Genomic DNA, 14,034 nt, shown 5'->3' with positions numbered 1-14,034 from the left:
ACCATGTGGGTCCGCCCCACATGGTGACCGGCCCGGCCCGGTGCGATGATCCGGCGCATGGAGACCGAGACGGTACGCGTCGAAGCACGCGGGATCGCCCAGCACGTGCACGTCGCCGGGCCGGCCGACGGCACGCCGGTGCTGTTGATCCACGGCAACTGCTCCTCCGGGGCCTTCTGGTATCCGCTGCTGCGCCACCTTCCGGACCCGCTGCGGATCGTCGCGCCGGACCTGCGCGGCTACGGCGCGACCGACACCGCCCCGGTCGACGCGACCCGCGGGCTGCGCGACTTCGCCGACGACGTGGCGGCCCTGCTCGACCACCCGGCCCTCTTCGGCACTCCCGGCGCCCGGCCGGTCGTCGCCGGTCACTCGATGGGCGGCGGGGTCGCGATGCAACTGCTGGTCGACCATCCCGACCGGGTCGCCGGCCTGCTGCTCGAGTCGCCGGTGTCGCCGTACGGCTTCGGCGGCACCCGCGACCTCGCCGGCACGCCGACCACGGCCGACTTCGCCGGCACCGGCGGCGGCTCGGCCAACCCCGACTTCGTCAAGCGGCTGGCCGCCGGCGACCGGGGCGCCGACGGGCCGGCCAGCCCGCGCAACGTCATGCGGGCGACGTACGTCGCCGACCCCGCCGCGCTCGGCGCCGACGAGGAAGCACTGCTCGACACCGTGCTGTCGACCGCCACCGGCGACGACAACTACCCGGGTACGGCGTCCGTGGTGGACACCTGGCCCGGCGTCGCCCCCGGCGACCGGGGTGTGCTCAACACGATGTCGCCCCGGCACTTCCGGATCGCCGACGAGTTGGTCGCGGTCGCCGTCAAGCCGCCAGTCACCTGGATCCGGGGCGACCGCGACGTCATCGTCTCGGACACCTCGATGCTCGAGTTCGGGCAGCTCGGCGCCCTCGGTCTGGTGCCGGGCTGGCCGGGCGCCGACGCCTACCCGCCGCAGCCGATGGTCGGCCAGACCCGGGCCGTGCTGGACCGCTACGCCGCCGCCGGGGGACGCTACCGCGAGGTGGTGTACGAGGGCTGCGGCCACTCGCCGCACGTCGAGCGGCCCGCCGACTTCGCCGCCGCGCTGCTGGAGCTGCTGCCGTGACCGGCCCGGGCGGGGTGCCGTACGCCGTCGGGACGGTGCCGGTCGACGGCGGTGACCTGACCGTCGGTGTGTGGGGCGACCACGGCCCGCTGCTGGTCGCCGCGCACGGCATCACCTCGTCGCACGTGGCCTGGACCCTGGTCGGTGAGCGGCTCGGTGTCGACCACCGGCTGGTCGCCGCCGACCTGCGCGGCCGGGGGCGCAGCCGCGACCTGCCCGGCCCGTACGGGATGGAGCGGCACGCCGACGACCTGGCGGCCGTGATCGGGGCGTACGGCGGCGGGCCGGTCGTGGTGCTCGGCCACTCGATGGGCGGCTTCGTCGCGGTCGCGCTGGCCCGCCGCCACCCGCGGCTGGTCGAGCGGCTGGTGCTGGTCGACGGCGGGCCGCCGCTGCCGGCACCGGCCGGGATCGACGCCGCCGCCGACGAGGCGACGATCGCGGACGCCGTCCGGCAGACCATCGGCCCGGCGTTCGCCCGGCTGGCGATGACGTTTCCGGACCGGGAGGCGTACCGGGACCTGTGGCGGGTCCATCCGTCCTTCGTGGACTGGACCGACGCGGTCACCGCGTACGTCGACTACGACCTGGTCGGCGAGCCGCCCGAGCTGCGCCCGGCGTGCCGGCCGGAGGCGGCCGTCCGCGACGCCCGGGACACCTACGCCCTGCCCGGCGTCGTCCCGGCGCCGGTGGGGGTGCCCGCGGTCTTCCTGCGTGCCGAGCGCGGCATGCTCGACCAGCCCGACCAGCCGTTCTACGCCGAGGGGCACGCCGCGCACTGGCTACCCGGGACGACCGAGGTCACCGTGCCCGGCGTCAACCACTACACGATCACGCTCGGCCCGGCCGGCGCGGCGGCGGTGGTCGCGGCGGTACGCGGCTGACCGCGCGGCGCCAGCCGCGCGAGACGTCCGCCGCGGAGCCGAGAGTGGACCCGCGAGGGCGGACGCGGTCCGGTGGCCTGAGTTCTCGTTAAGTAGCCTGTGGGTGTTCAGGTCGCGGCCGGCCGGTTCGCCGGCCGGTGAGGAGGGCAGCGTGGCACGCGAAATCCACACCGTCGGGGTGGTCGGGCTCGGCACCATGGGCGCCGGCATCGTGGAGGTCTTCGCCCGCAACGGGATCGACGTCGTCGCCGTCGAGATCACCGAGGCCGCGCTGGACCGGGGCCGGGACAACCTCACCGGCTCCACCGACCGGGCGGTGGCCCGGGGCAAGCTCGCCCCCGCCGACCGCGACGCGCTGCTGTCCCGGGTGACCTTCGCCGTCGGGCTCGACGCGCTGCGCGAGGCCGACCTGGTCGTCGAGGCGGTGCCGGAGCGGCTCGACATCAAGCGGCGGCTCTTCGCCGACCTCGACCGCACCTGCAAGCCGGCGACGATCCTGGCCACCAACACCTCCTCGCTCTCGGTCACCGAGATCGCGGCCGCCACCGGCCGGCCCGAGCAGGTCGTCGGGATGCACTTCTTCAACCCGGCGCCGGTCATGCGGCTGGTCGAGGTGATCCGTACGGTGGTCACCGCACCCGAGGTCGTCGCCGACGTCGAGGCACTGTGCGCCCGGCTCGGCAAGACCGGTGTCACCGTCGACGACCGGGCCGGCTTCATCGTCAACGCCCTGCTGCTGACCTATCTCAACCAGGCGGCCGGGATGCTGGAGTCGGGCCACGTCGGCCGTGAGGACGTCGACACCGCCATGCGGCTCGGCGGCGGCCTGCCGATGGGGCCGCTCGCCCTGCTGGACCTGATCGGCCTCGACACCGCGTACGAGATCCTCGAGACCATGTACCGCCGCGGCGGCCGGGACCGGCGGCACGCGCCCGTACCGCTGCTGCGGCAGATGGTCACCGCCGGCTGGCTCGGCCGCAAGAGCGGACGGGGCTTCTACAGCTACGAGAAGCCGGGCTCGGCGGTGGTCGTACCCGACGGGTGGACGCCGGCGCCGGCGCCGGCCGGCACCGCCGCGCAGGTCGGCACGGTCGGCGTCGTCGGCTCCGGCGAACCGGCCGACCGGCTCGCCGGACTCTTCGCCGGTGCCGGGTACGACGTCGTCGCGGTGACCGGCGAACTCGACCGGCTCGCCGGCGCCGATCTCGTCGTCACCGCCGGCCCCGGCGACCCCGACGCCGACCGGGCGCTGTTCACCGCCCTCGACGGGATCTGCAAACCGGGTGCCGTGCTCGCCGCGTCGACCACCCGGCTGCCGGTGATCGACCTGGCCATGGCGACCGGACGGCCCGCCGACGTGCTCGGGCTGCACTTCCTCGACCCGGCACCGGACCGGGCCCTGGTCGAGATCGTCCACACCGTACGGACCGCGCCCGCGACGACCGCCACCGCCCGCGCCGTCTGCGCGCGGCTCGGCCGGGCCGCCGTGGTCTGCGCCGACCGGGCCGGCTACGTGGTCGACGCGCTGCTGCTGCCGTACCTCAACGACGCGGTGCGGATGCTGGAGGCGTCGTACTCGACCGCCGACGACATCGACCACGCGATGAGGCTCGGCTGCGGTTACCCGGTGGGGCCGTTCGAACTGCTCGACCGGATCGGGCTCGACGCGGCGCTGGCGACGCTGCGTGACCTCTACCGGCAGTCGCGGGAGCCGGGCCTGGCACCGGCGCCGCTGCTCGAACAACTGGTGACCGCCGGCCGCGGCTTCCGCGTCCACCCGGGGAACTGAGCCGGGCGGGCCCGGGGTTCCGCCCGGCGTCACTCCGCCGCGAGAGCCGCCACCGGGGGAACCCTGGCGGCCCGCCGCGCCGGTACCACCCCGGCCAGCAGCCCGACCACCGCCGCACCGACCACCACCAGGGCGATCCGGCCGTACGGCAGGGCGAGCACCAGCCAGTCGCGGGGGATCGCCGCGTAGGCGGCCGCGACCCCGAACCCGACACCGAGGGCGACCCCGACCACACCGGCGACGGTGGCCAGCACCACGCCCTCGGCGAGCAGCATCACCCGCAACTGCCGGCGGGCCAGGCCGACCGCCCGCAGCAGCCCGAACTCCCGGGTCCGTTCGAGCACCGACAGGGTCAGCGTGTTGGCGATCCCGGCGACGGCGATCACCACCGACAGCACCACCAGCGCGCCGACCACCGCCAGCAGCCCGTCGATGAGCGCCCCGGTCTGCTCGCCGCTGCTCTGCACGTCGGCCACGACCGCCAGCGGCTCGGTGTCGGTCACCGACGCGACGGCGATCCGGGCGGCCGGCGGTGGGACGCCGTCCGCCATCCAGACCAGCACCCCGTGCGGGGCCGGGGTGCCGACGACCACCGCCGCCTCGGCCGGGGTGAGAAGCACCTCCGGCAGTGGCGCCGACGGGACGGAGAGCACCGCCGACACCACCACCTCGACGGTGCCGTCCGGCCCCTCGACGGTGAACCGGTCGCCGGCCCGGACCGCCAGCGCCCGTGCGGTGTCCGGGTCGAGCACCGCGCCGCCGGCGGCGAAGTCCTCGACCCTGCCGGACCCGGCCGGCAGCGCGAACTCGCGGCGCAGGAGATCGGGGTCGAAGCCGCCGACCTCGGCCGACCCGGTCCGGGTGCCGGCCCGCAGTTCGCTGCCGGTGGCGGCCAGCGGCACCGCACGCTCGACCTCGGGCACCGCGGCGAGCCGGGCGGCCAGGTCGCCGGGCAGCCGGTGTCCGTCCGGCGCGGTCACCAGGTAGTCCAGCGGGTACCGCTTGCGCATCTGGTCGTCGAGGCTGTGTTTCAGCGTCTCGGCGCTGACCAGGAACGCCGTCACCAGCGTGATGCCGACGGTCAGCGACAGCGCGGTCGCGGCGGCCCGGCGCGGGCTCCGGTCGCCGCTCGCGGCGGCGAGGCGACCGGCGACCCCGAACAGCGCCGGAATCCGGCCGACGAGCCGGGCCAGCGGACCCACCACGACCGGCCCGAGCGCCAGCACGCCGAGGGCGACCGGCAACCCGCCGGCGACGGTCGGCATGATCGCGCCGGTGGCCGCGCCGACCACCACGAGCGCCGTACCGAGCAGCAGTGCGGCGATCCCGACGGCCACCCGCAGCACCCCGGCGCCACCGGTGGGTGCCAGGTCCGGCTGGTTGGCCAGCGCCGCGACCGGGGCGACCCGGGTGGCACCCCGGGCCGGCAGAGCCGCCGACCCGACGGTGATCCCGACCCCGACGAGTAGCGCCACGGCGACGGTGTTCGCCCCGACCTGGAGCGGTACGTCGAGCCCGACCCCGCTGGTCCGGCCGAGAGCGGCCGCGCCCAGCCAGCCGAGGCCCAGCCCGAGACCGAAGCCGATCAGCGCCGCCAGCACGCCGAGCACCGCCGCCTCGGCCAGCACCGAACCGAACACCTGGCCGCGACCGGCGCCGACGCAGCGCAGCAGGGCGAGTTCCCGTTGCCGCTGGGCCACCAGGATCGCGAACGTGTTGTGGATGACCAGTGCCGCCACGAGCAGGGCGACCAGGGCGAAGGCGCCGAGCGCGAGGCGGATCTGGGCGACGTCGCCGACCGCGGCCGAGGCCAGCGCGTCGGCGTACCGCGCGCCGGTGACGACCTCCACCGGTCGGCCGGCCAGCGCCCCGGCCACCGCGTCCCGCAGGTCGTCCTGTGCCACGCCCGGGCCGGCCAGGACGTCGACGGCGCCCCAGCCCGACTCCCCGGTGACCGCCGTCAGATCGGCGGCGGACAGGTGCACGACCGGCCACGACTCGGTCGTGTCGGCGGTCCCGGCGAGCCGGAACGTGACCGTCTCACCCGCCGTCGTGACCAGCCGGACCGTCGCCCCCGGCGGCCAGCCCTGGGCGGCTGCCGTGTCGCGGTCGACGACGATCTCGCCCGGCCCGGCCGGGTATGCCCCGGCGGCCAGGTCGAAGCCGGCGAGCCGGGGGTCGTCGGCGAGGGCCCGCAACGTCGAGTCCGGGTTGCCCAGGCTGGTCACCACCCGCCCGTCGGCACCGAGCAGCACACCGGTCGCCCCGGCCCGACCGGCCGCCGCCGCCACCCCCGGCACACCCCGTACGGCGGCCAGGTCGGCGTCGGTCAGCCGCCCGGACCCGTCGGCGGTGACCCGTACCGCCACGTCCCTGGCCTGCCGGGCGGTGCTGTCGTAGAGCTGGGCCGCGAGCGTGTCGGTCATCGCGACCGTGGCGACCACGAATGCCACCCCGAGCGCGACGGCGGCGGAGGTCAGCAGCAGGCGGGTACGCCGGGCCCGCAGCCCGGCCAGGATCACGTGGCGCATGTCGGTCGACGCTATGGCGCGGCGGGCGTCGCGGCGTCGGCCCCGGGTCGCGCCCGGCTCCGTCTCAGGCACGGTCCGTTCCGGGTACGGCGTACGACCCGGGTCGTACGCCGTACCCGGGCGCCCCCTACTTCTTGACCCGGACGATGATCGTCGCGTCGGACGTCTGTGCCCCGGCGGTGATCCGGTAGCCGAAGATGTCGCGCTTGTCGTGGCTGGTGTCGGTGCGGACGTACGCGATCGTGTTCTGCGCGGTCACCGTCGCGGTGCCGTACTTCGGCGGGGTGGTGACGGTCAGCACCGTGCCGGGGACGACGACGTCGTTGCCCAGCACCTTGATCCGCTTGCGGTTGGTCGGGCCGACGGTCACCCGGTCCTCGACGGCCCGGATGCCCGGCGTGAAGGTGCCGTCGCCGTTGTTGACGAACAGCCGGACGGTGCCGGACCAGTTCGTGGTCTGCACGTCGGGGCGGCCGTTGCCGTCGAGGTCGACGAGGTCGACCTCCCACCCGTCGTCGCCCCACTCGTCCTGCTCGAGATAGAGGGTGCTGCCGTCGTCGAGGACCACGGCGACGCCACTGAACGGGCCGCACCAGCCCTCGTAAAAGGCGATGACGACGTCGGTCGCGCCGTTGCCGTCGAAGTCGGCGAGTTCGAAGTCCGGCTGGCCGCCGCAGTATTCGACCGGGCCGGGCACCAGCGTGCCGGCCTCGGTGTTCAGGAACGTGCGGAACCCGTCGCCCTGGTCGGTCCACTCGTAGACGTCCTGCCGGCCGTCGCCGTTGAAGTCGGCCAGGCCGATGTAGCTCGGCTGGAAGATGGCGTCGAAGCCGCCGGCCGGGGCGTAGTCGCGCAGCACCAGCAGATCGTGGGTGACGCCGGGCGGCCGGCCGTCGAACCAGGCCAGCACCAGTTCGACGGTGCCGTCGCCGCCGAGGTCGACCACGACGCCCATGTCCGGGCAGTGGCCGGTGCCACCGCTCGGGTCGGGATAGCCGTGCACCGTTCCCGGGCCGTACCCGCCCCCGCCGGTGCCGAGTTCGACGGTGACCCCGCACTCGTCCGGGCCGCCACCGACCAGGGTCACCCGGTCGGTGACGTGGTCGCCGTCGACGTCGCCGAAGAGCGGATCACCCTGGAAACCGGCATGGGCGGCCGGTGCCGCCACCATGACGGCACCGGCGACCGCAGCCGCCAGTACGCCGCCCAGAACACGTCCACCACGCATGGTCGGACCTCCCCGATGCGGCCGGCCCCCGTGGCCGGCCCGCAACCCGGACGCTACGTGACCGGCGGTATCCCCAGTGGACGCTGACCGTGATCCGATATCGTCCACCGTGGACACGTCAGCGGCCGGCGCGGACCAGCCCGTGCTCGTACGCGTACACCACCGCCTGCACCCGGTCGCGCAGGTCGAGCTTGGTGAGGATGCGGCCGACGTGGGTCTTCACCGTCGTCTCGGCCACGAACAGCTCGGCCGCGATCTCGGCGTTCGACCGCCCGGCCGCCACCAGCAGCAGCACCTCACGCTCGCGCTCGGTCAGCGACCGGGTCGCCCGGTCGTCCGGCGCCTGCGCCGGATCGGGCAGGTAGGCGGCGAACCGGTCGATCAGCCGCCGGGTGGTCGACGGGGCCACCACCGCGTCCCCGGCGTGCACCACCCGGATCGCGGCCAGCAGCTCCTCCGGCGGTACGTCCTTCAGCAGGAATCCGGCGGCCCCCGCGCGCAGCGCGACGAAGGCGTACTCGTCGAGGTCGAAGGTGGTCAGTACGAGCACCCGGGGCGCGGCCGGGACGGCACAGATCCGCCGAGTCGCCTCGACGCCGTCCATCCGTGGCATCCGTACGTCCATCAGCACGACGTCGGCCTGGTGGGCACGCAACACCTCGATGGCGGCCGCGCCGTCGCCGGCCTCGGCGACGACCGTCATGTCGGGCTGGGCGTCGAGCATCATCCGGAAGCCGGTGCGGACCAGTTGCTGGTCGTCGACGAGCACCACGCGGATCACCGGATCATCTCCCATCGGTATGGCCGCCGTCACGGTCGGGTCCCATCAGTCGGACCGCCGTCGCGGTCGGGTCCCATCGGTCGGGCCGCCGTCACGGTCGAGCGGCAGGGTGGCCGCCACCTGGAAGCCACCCTCGGGACGGGCCCCGACCATGAGCCGGCCGCCGGCGGCGAGGACCCGCTCGCGCATTCCGATGATGCCGTGCCCGCCACCGCCGGTCTCGGCCGGCCCGGCGGCGCCGGTGTCGCCGCGCCGGGGGTGCGGCCAGGCACCGGCCGGCGGCCCGTCGTCGGTGCCGGACCGCTGGCGGTGCCCGTCGCGGTCGGGGCCGGGCGCGTCGCCGTCGGGGCGGCTGCCGTCGTCGAGGACCTCCACCCGCAGGTGGTCGCGTGCCCAGGCCAGCCGCACGGTGGCCCGGACCCCCGGACCGCCGTGCTTGAGCGTGTTGGTCAACGACTCCTGCACCACCCGGTAGGCGGTCAGCGCCGTGCCGGCCCCGACCGGCCGGGGGCGGCCGGCGACCGTGTGTTCCACCGCCAGCCCGGTGCCACGCAGTTGACCGACCAGCTCCGCGATCGAGTCCAGGCCGGGTTGCGGGGCCCGGTCGGCGGCCTCGCCGTCCGCCGTACGCAGCACGCCGAGCAGCCGGCGCATCTCGGTCAGCGCCTCCCGGCCCGTACGGGAGATGGTGCCCAGCGCCTCGCGGGCCCGGTCCGGGTCGCCGGCCAGCGCGTACCCGGCGCCGTCGGCCTGCACCACCATCACCGACACGTGGTGCGCCACCACGTCGTGCAGCTCCCGGGCGATCCGGGCCCGTTCCTCGGCCACCGCGACCCGGTCCAGCGCGTCGCGTTCGCGTTCCAGCCGGTCGGCCCGGTCGGCGAGCTGGGCGTAGAAGCGGCGCCGGATCCGTACCGAGTTGCCCCAGACCCAGGCGGCGACCAGCGGGGCGGCGAGCAGGCCGGTGAACACCACCATCTCGGTCAGCGGCCACGGGTTGCCGGCCCGGCGCATGCTGCCGTACGTGTCCATGGCCAGGACGGCGAGGACCGGGGCGACCGGAATCCAGAAGACGCCCAGCCGGCGGGCCCACTCCGGGCCGATCGCGGCGGCCGTGTAGAGCAGGATCGGCATCGCGAGGTGGGCCGGCACCAGCATGCCCAGCTGGCCGGACGCCACGGTGGCCAGGCCGACGGTGATCACCAGCAGGTAGGCGGCGGTGAACCAGACCCGGCGGACCACGACGGCGAGGATCAGGAGGCCGTCGAAGACGACGGCGACCGGATGGCGGGCGGTACCGGTCGCCGACATCAGGGTCAGCAGGATGATCGGCGCGGCGATCATCAGGTCGACGACGACCCGGTGCCGCTGGAGCCACAGGTGGAGCCGGTTCACCTGTCGAGGGTACGCATCTCACCGTTACTGTTGGTCGACGTGAGCCCCCGTCGCAACCGCCCGCGCCCCGAGGCCGGTCCGCCGCTCGACGACGACCGGGTGCGCCGTGGTGTCGACGCGGTCCAGACCTGGAGCGACGGTGAGTGGCAGGTACGCGCCATCCCCGGCGGCGCGGCGGTCAAGACGTACCGGTGTCCCGGTTGCGACCAGGAGATCCGGCCCGGCGTGGCGCACCTGGTGGTGTGGCCGGCCGACGGGCGTGGCGACCTCACCGACCGGCGACACTGGCACTCCGGCTGCTGGCGGGCCCGCGACCGGCGCTCGCCCGGCATCCAGCGTTCCCGCAGCGCCCCCCGCTACGGCTGACGCGCGCACTTCCCTGCGTTGATCAAGGAGAAGCCGTGGGGGATACGTTGGCTTTGTCGCTCAACAACCCCTCGATCGGCGGGTCGTCGCGGGCCGGGGGCGGGGCGCGGACGGGGCGTGCGGGCGTGGGCGGGGGATATACGTCACGTGGCGGGCGGCACGGGCTGACGGAGCGGTACGGCCGCGCGAGACTGGACCGGTGAGCGAACCAATCCGCGCGACCTCGATCCTGCCCGCCCACCGCGAGGACATCGACCTGCACACCGCCGACGGCCTACGCCTGGTCGGCGAACTCGCCCGGCCGCTGGACCGTGACCCGGTCGCCACCCTGGTCTGCCTGCACCCGCTGCCCACCCACGGCGGAATGATGGACAGCCACGTCTTCCGCAAGGCCGCCTGGCGGCTGCCGGCCCTCGCCGGCCTCGCCGTGCTGCGCTTCAACACCCGGGGGACCAGCAGCGTGCGGGGCACCAGCGAGGGCACCTTCGACGCCGCCGACAGCGAGCGGTTCGACGTGGCCGCCGCGATCGAGTACGCCGAGTTCGCCGAACTGCCCGACATCTGGCTGGTCGGCTGGTCGTTCGGCACCGACCTCGCCCTCAAGCACGGCTGCGACCCGCAGGTGTCCGGCACCGTCCTGCTCTCCCCGCCGCTGCGCTTCTCGACCCCGGACGACCTGCGCACCTGGGCCCGGTCGGGCAAGCCGGTCACCGCCCTGGTCCCGGAGTTCGACGACTACCTGCGCCCCGACGAGGCCCGCGAGCGGTTCGCGGCGATCCCGCAGGCCGAGGTGGTCGGGGTGCCCGGCGCCAAGCACCTGTGGGTCGGCGACGCGGAGACCGTGCTCGACGAGATCGTCCGCCGGGTCGCCCCGGATACGCCGGTGCCGCTGCCCCGGGAATGGGACGGGCCGATGGAGGTCGGCGACGCGAGCGCGTACGCCGACCGCACGGTGGCCGCCTTCGCCGACGTACCCGTGGCCGGCCCCCGCCCAGGCGGCGGCCCCACCTCGTGACCCCGCCGTGCCCGCGCCGCCACCCGGCGGCGCGGGACGCCGATCGAGGACTCGTGGAGTCGCAGCTTCCCTAGCCAGGCGGCCCGGAGCGGGCGGACCGGGCGGGCGGAGCGGACGGATCGGGCGGGACCGGGACCGGGACCACGGGCGGCAGTTCGGCGAGCGGTGGCCAGCCGGCGAGCCAGGTGCGGCGCTGGGCCCACACCTCCCGCCAGTAGCCGGCCCGGCCGGTGAGCCGGGCACCCGCCGCCCGTACCGCGATGCCGGCCGCCAGCAGCGCCCGGCCAACCGCCGCCCGCGACCCCGACCAGCGCAGCCGTACGTACGTCGTCTTGCCGCGCAGCACCATCACCCGCTTGCCGACACTGGTCGACGACGCACCGCCGATGTGCAGCACCCGGGCCGTCGGCACCAGCACCGGGGTCGCCCCCAGTCCGGTCGCCCGGTGGCACAGGTCGATGTCCTCGCTGTACATGAAGTAGTCGGGCGCGAAGCCGCGAAGTTCGGCGAACAGCGCCCGCTCGACCAGCAGCAGGCAGCCGGACGCGGCCGGCACCGGAGTCGGCCGGTTCCGGTCGAGGCCCGGCAACTCCTCCGGATTGAACAGCCGGGAGCCGCGGAACACCGTCGACAGCCCGGCGGCGAAGCAGAAGTAGCCCCACAGGCTCGGCAGCGCGAACACCGACCGGCCGTCGTCGGTGCCGTCCTGGCGCAGGGTACGGCCGGTGTAGACGCGATGCGCGGGGTTGGCCCGGGCGAACGCGACGAACTCGCCGAGCACGTCGCCGACGGGCTCGGTGTCCGGGTTCATCAGCAGCACGTAGTCGCCACGGGCCAGCTCGGCGCCGACGTTGACCGCCCGGCCGAAGCCGACGTTGTGCGCCAGCCGCACCACCCGTACCTCGGGCAGGGCCGCCGCGATCGCGTCGGCCGAACCGTCGGCGGAGGCGTTGTCGACCACGATCACCTCGTAGTCGACCCCGGTGCCGGTGTCCCGCAACGCGGTCAGCGCCCGCACGATCAGGTCCCGGGTCTGGTACGAGACCATGACCAGGCTCACCGTCGGGTTCATCGGGCCACCGGAGTTCGGCTCGACTCGTCGCGGCCCCACGCCGCGCCGGGGCCGGTGCGGCGGGCTTTGATCCCGGCGATGACGGTCAGCGCCAGGTAGCAGACCCCCGCCGGCAGCAGCCACGGTCGGGGCAGCACCACGTCGACCAGCCACGACATCTTGCGGGACGGGCGCACCTCGGTGTCGGTGGCGGCGGCCCGCAGCGCGGCGTTGCCGGCCCGGACCCGGCCGAGCCGGCGCAGCAGGTCGGCGGTGCGCCGTGGCGTGGCCACCACCGAGGCGACCCCCTTGACCTCGCGCTTCTCGGCGTCGGTGAAGAGCGAGTCGAGGAACAGGTCGTCGGCGATCACGTCCGGAAACCGCTCGAACCGGGCCCGGCCGGCCCGCGACAGCACGATCACGCCTCGGCCGAAGAGCGCGTCACGGAACGCCGGCAGCCGGCCGTTGATCGCGAAGTACGCCTTGACCAGCAGCGGCCGGCCGCTCGTGTCGAGGACCCGGCGGGGCGCGGCGGCCAGCGCGCTGTCGTCGACCGCGCGGGAGAGCGTACGCAGGTCGGCGGTCGACAGGGCGATGTCGGCGTCGAGATAGATCCGGGGCAGGCCGGTCGCCGCCCGGTCACCGGCGTTGAGCGCCGCCGACTTCGACGCCTCGGCCAACTCGACGACGGTCACCCCGGGCACGGCGCCGGCCACCTCGGCGGTCGCGTCGGTGCACCCGTTGGCGACCACGATCACCTCGAACTCGCCCGGGGTCGCGTTGGCGAGCATCCGGCGCAGGCACCGGTCGATCACCGCGGCCTCGTTGTGGGCGGCGATCACCACGCTGGTCACCACGGCGCCCGCCCGGTCAGCGCGCGCCGGATCCGGCGTACGGCGCCCCGGCGGCGGGCCCGCCAGCCGCCGTACTCGCGCAGGTCGAGGGAGGCGGCCTGGACCACCCGGGCCGAGTGCCGCATCTGCTCGGTCCACTGCGCGACCGTGGTCACCCCGGTGTTCTTCGCCGACAGCGGCCGCCGGGCCATGAAGTCCGCGTCGGTGTGGTAGATCGTGTGCGGGCTGCGCGGATCGTCCATGTGGTCCTCGGGCAGGAACGGGTGGTACCAGCCGTTGACCCAGCCGAGCCGGGCCGAACGGAGGCACCACGCGGTGAACGACTCGGTCGGCCCGATCGGCCCGGTCTGCGCGACGGCGGCCCGCTTGAGCAGATAGCCGCTGCCCTGCACCCAGTGGTTGCGCATCAGCCGGTGGCCACCCGGATAGTCGGCGAGCTTCTTCGCGACGAGCGCCTCGTCGACGTCCTCGTCGGGGAACCGCCAGGTGCCGATCACCCCGAACTCGGGTACGTCCTCGTGCGCCCGGCGCAGCGTCTCCAGCCAGTCCTTGTCGGGCAGGCAGTCGTCGTCGACCTTGCTGACGTACGCGCCGTCCGACTCGGCCCACAGCCAGTTGGTCGGCTCGCGCAGACCCGCGTTGGTCGGGCTGTGGTGGAACCGGTGCACCCGCGGGTGGTGCCGGAACTCCTCCACCGCTTCGAGGGTCGGCTGGTCGGTGCCGTTGTGCCACAGCCAGATCCGGGTGTCGGCGGTGGCGGTGGCCAGCAGGTGCGGCAGGGAGAGCCGTACGTACTCCGGCCGGTCGTACGTGATCATCAAGATGTCGATGCCGCGGTGCTCGGTCATGCGACACCTCGCTTCGCTCGGCGGTCGCATGACTTCAGGCTGTGCGGCTTGATGCCCTCGCGGTGCTCGGTCATGCGACACCTCGCTTCGCTCGGCGGTCGCATGACTTCAGGCTGTGCGGCTTGATGCCCTCGCGGTGCTCGGTCATGCGACACCTCGCTTCGCTCGGCGGTCGCATGACT

Annotated in this window: 12 protein-coding genes; 5 read left to right on the top strand and 7 right to left on the bottom strand. The window is 74.8% G+C overall.

The features are described from left to right. The first annotated feature begins 57 nt into the window (after positions 1 to 57). From QCD66_RS30210 to QCD66_RS30200, 3 genes are all read left to right on the top strand, one after another. Positions 58 to 1,110: an alpha/beta fold hydrolase gene (locus QCD66_RS30210; protein WP_375735651.1), complete on the top strand. Its 1,053-nt coding sequence runs from the start codon at positions 58 to 60 to the stop codon at positions 1,108 to 1,110. Then, complete coding sequence (locus QCD66_RS30205) at positions 1,107 to 1,994, top strand: alpha/beta hydrolase (RefSeq protein WP_375735650.1); 888 nt, start codon at positions 1,107 to 1,109, stop codon at positions 1,992 to 1,994. The genes QCD66_RS30210 and QCD66_RS30205 overlap by 4 nt, the downstream gene beginning before the upstream one ends. 151 nt (positions 1,995 to 2,145) lie before the next feature. After that, entirely contained in the window at positions 2,146 to 3,783 is a 1,638-nt protein-coding gene (locus QCD66_RS30200; protein ID WP_375735649.1) for a 3-hydroxyacyl-CoA dehydrogenase family protein, read from the top strand. A 29-nt stretch (positions 3,784 to 3,812) separates the two neighbouring features. On the opposite strand, the gene QCD66_RS30195 is transcribed toward QCD66_RS30200, so the two are convergent. From QCD66_RS30195 to QCD66_RS30180, 4 genes are all read right to left on the bottom strand, one after another. After that, the gene (locus QCD66_RS30195; RefSeq protein WP_375735648.1) at positions 3,813 to 6,314 is read right to left on the bottom strand and encodes an FtsX-like permease family protein; all 2,502 of its coding nucleotides are present in this window, start codon (positions 6,312 to 6,314) and stop codon (positions 3,813 to 3,815) included. Positions 6,315 to 6,441: 127 nt separating this feature from the next. Continuing rightward, entirely contained in the window at positions 6,442 to 7,542 is a 1,101-nt protein-coding gene (locus QCD66_RS30190; protein WP_375735647.1) for an FG-GAP-like repeat-containing protein, read from the bottom strand. Positions 7,543 to 7,660: 118 nt separating this feature from the next. After that, complete coding sequence (locus QCD66_RS30185) at positions 7,661 to 8,323, bottom strand: response regulator transcription factor (RefSeq protein ID WP_357532868.1); 663 nt, start codon at positions 8,321 to 8,323, stop codon at positions 7,661 to 7,663. A 45-nt stretch (positions 8,324 to 8,368) separates the two neighbouring features. Further along, a complete protein-coding gene (locus tag QCD66_RS30180) occupies positions 8,369 to 9,718 on the bottom strand; it encodes a sensor histidine kinase (protein WP_375735646.1) in 1,350 nt (449 codons plus the stop codon). A gap of 39 nt (positions 9,719 to 9,757) precedes the next feature. Between QCD66_RS30180 and QCD66_RS30175 the strand changes: the two genes are divergently transcribed. Continuing rightward, positions 9,758 to 10,084, top strand: a complete 327-nt coding sequence (locus QCD66_RS30175) for a hypothetical protein (protein ID WP_357532864.1) — start codon at positions 9,758 to 9,760, stop codon at positions 10,082 to 10,084. 199 nt (positions 10,085 to 10,283) lie between these two features. Next, positions 10,284 to 11,099 carry an alpha/beta hydrolase gene (locus QCD66_RS30170; protein ID WP_375735645.1) on the top strand — a complete coding sequence of 272 codons (816 nt, stop codon included), beginning with the start codon at positions 10,284 to 10,286 and terminating at the stop codon, positions 11,097 to 11,099. Positions 11,100 to 11,169: 70 nt separating this feature from the next. Here QCD66_RS30170 and QCD66_RS30165 read toward each other — a convergent pair whose 3' ends face one another. From QCD66_RS30165 to QCD66_RS30155, 3 genes are read right to left on the bottom strand one after another with little or no spacing between them, the layout of a single operon-like run. Next, positions 11,170 to 12,171 (bottom strand): glycosyltransferase family 2 protein, encoded by a 1,002-nt coding sequence (locus QCD66_RS30165; RefSeq protein WP_375735644.1) that lies wholly within the window; start codon positions 12,169 to 12,171, stop codon positions 11,170 to 11,172. Beyond that, on the bottom strand, positions 12,168 to 13,004 hold the full coding sequence (locus QCD66_RS30160; protein ID WP_375735643.1) for a glycosyltransferase family 2 protein: 837 nt from the start codon (positions 13,002 to 13,004) through the stop codon (positions 12,168 to 12,170). Before QCD66_RS30160 ends, QCD66_RS30165 begins: the two co-directional genes overlap by 4 nt. Further along, positions 13,001 to 13,852 (bottom strand): glycosyltransferase family 2 protein, encoded by an 852-nt coding sequence (locus QCD66_RS30155; protein ID WP_375735642.1) that lies wholly within the window; start codon positions 13,850 to 13,852, stop codon positions 13,001 to 13,003. Before QCD66_RS30155 ends, QCD66_RS30160 begins: the two co-directional genes overlap by 4 nt. Positions 13,853 to 14,034: the final 182 nt, after the last annotated feature.

The sequence above is a fragment of the Polymorphospora sp. A560 genome, assembly GCF_045781765.1.
Taxonomy (GTDB): Bacteria; Actinomycetota; Actinomycetes; order Mycobacteriales; family Micromonosporaceae; genus Polymorphospora; species Polymorphospora lycopeni.
This window is presented reverse-complemented; position numbering and strand designations above follow the sequence as displayed.

Excerpts from the sequence above, each read along its gene's own strand:
- QCD66_RS30210 (WP_375735651.1), top strand. The coding sequence starts at position 58 with ATGGAGACCGAGACGGTACGCGTCGAAGCACGCGGGATCGCCCAGCAC.
- QCD66_RS30195 (WP_375735648.1), bottom strand. The coding sequence starts at position 6,314 with ATGCGCCACGTGATCCTGGCCGGGCTGCGGGCCCGGCGTACCCGCCTG.
- QCD66_RS30190 (WP_375735647.1), bottom strand. The coding sequence starts at position 7,542 with ATGCGTGGTGGACGTGTTCTGGGCGGCGTACTGGCGGCTGCGGTCGCC.
- QCD66_RS30165 (WP_375735644.1), bottom strand. The coding sequence starts at position 12,171 with ATGAACCCGACGGTGAGCCTGGTCATGGTCTCGTACCAGACCCGGGAC.
- QCD66_RS30155 (WP_375735642.1), bottom strand. The coding sequence starts at position 13,852 with ATGACCGAGCACCGCGGCATCGACATCTTGATGATCACGTACGACCGG.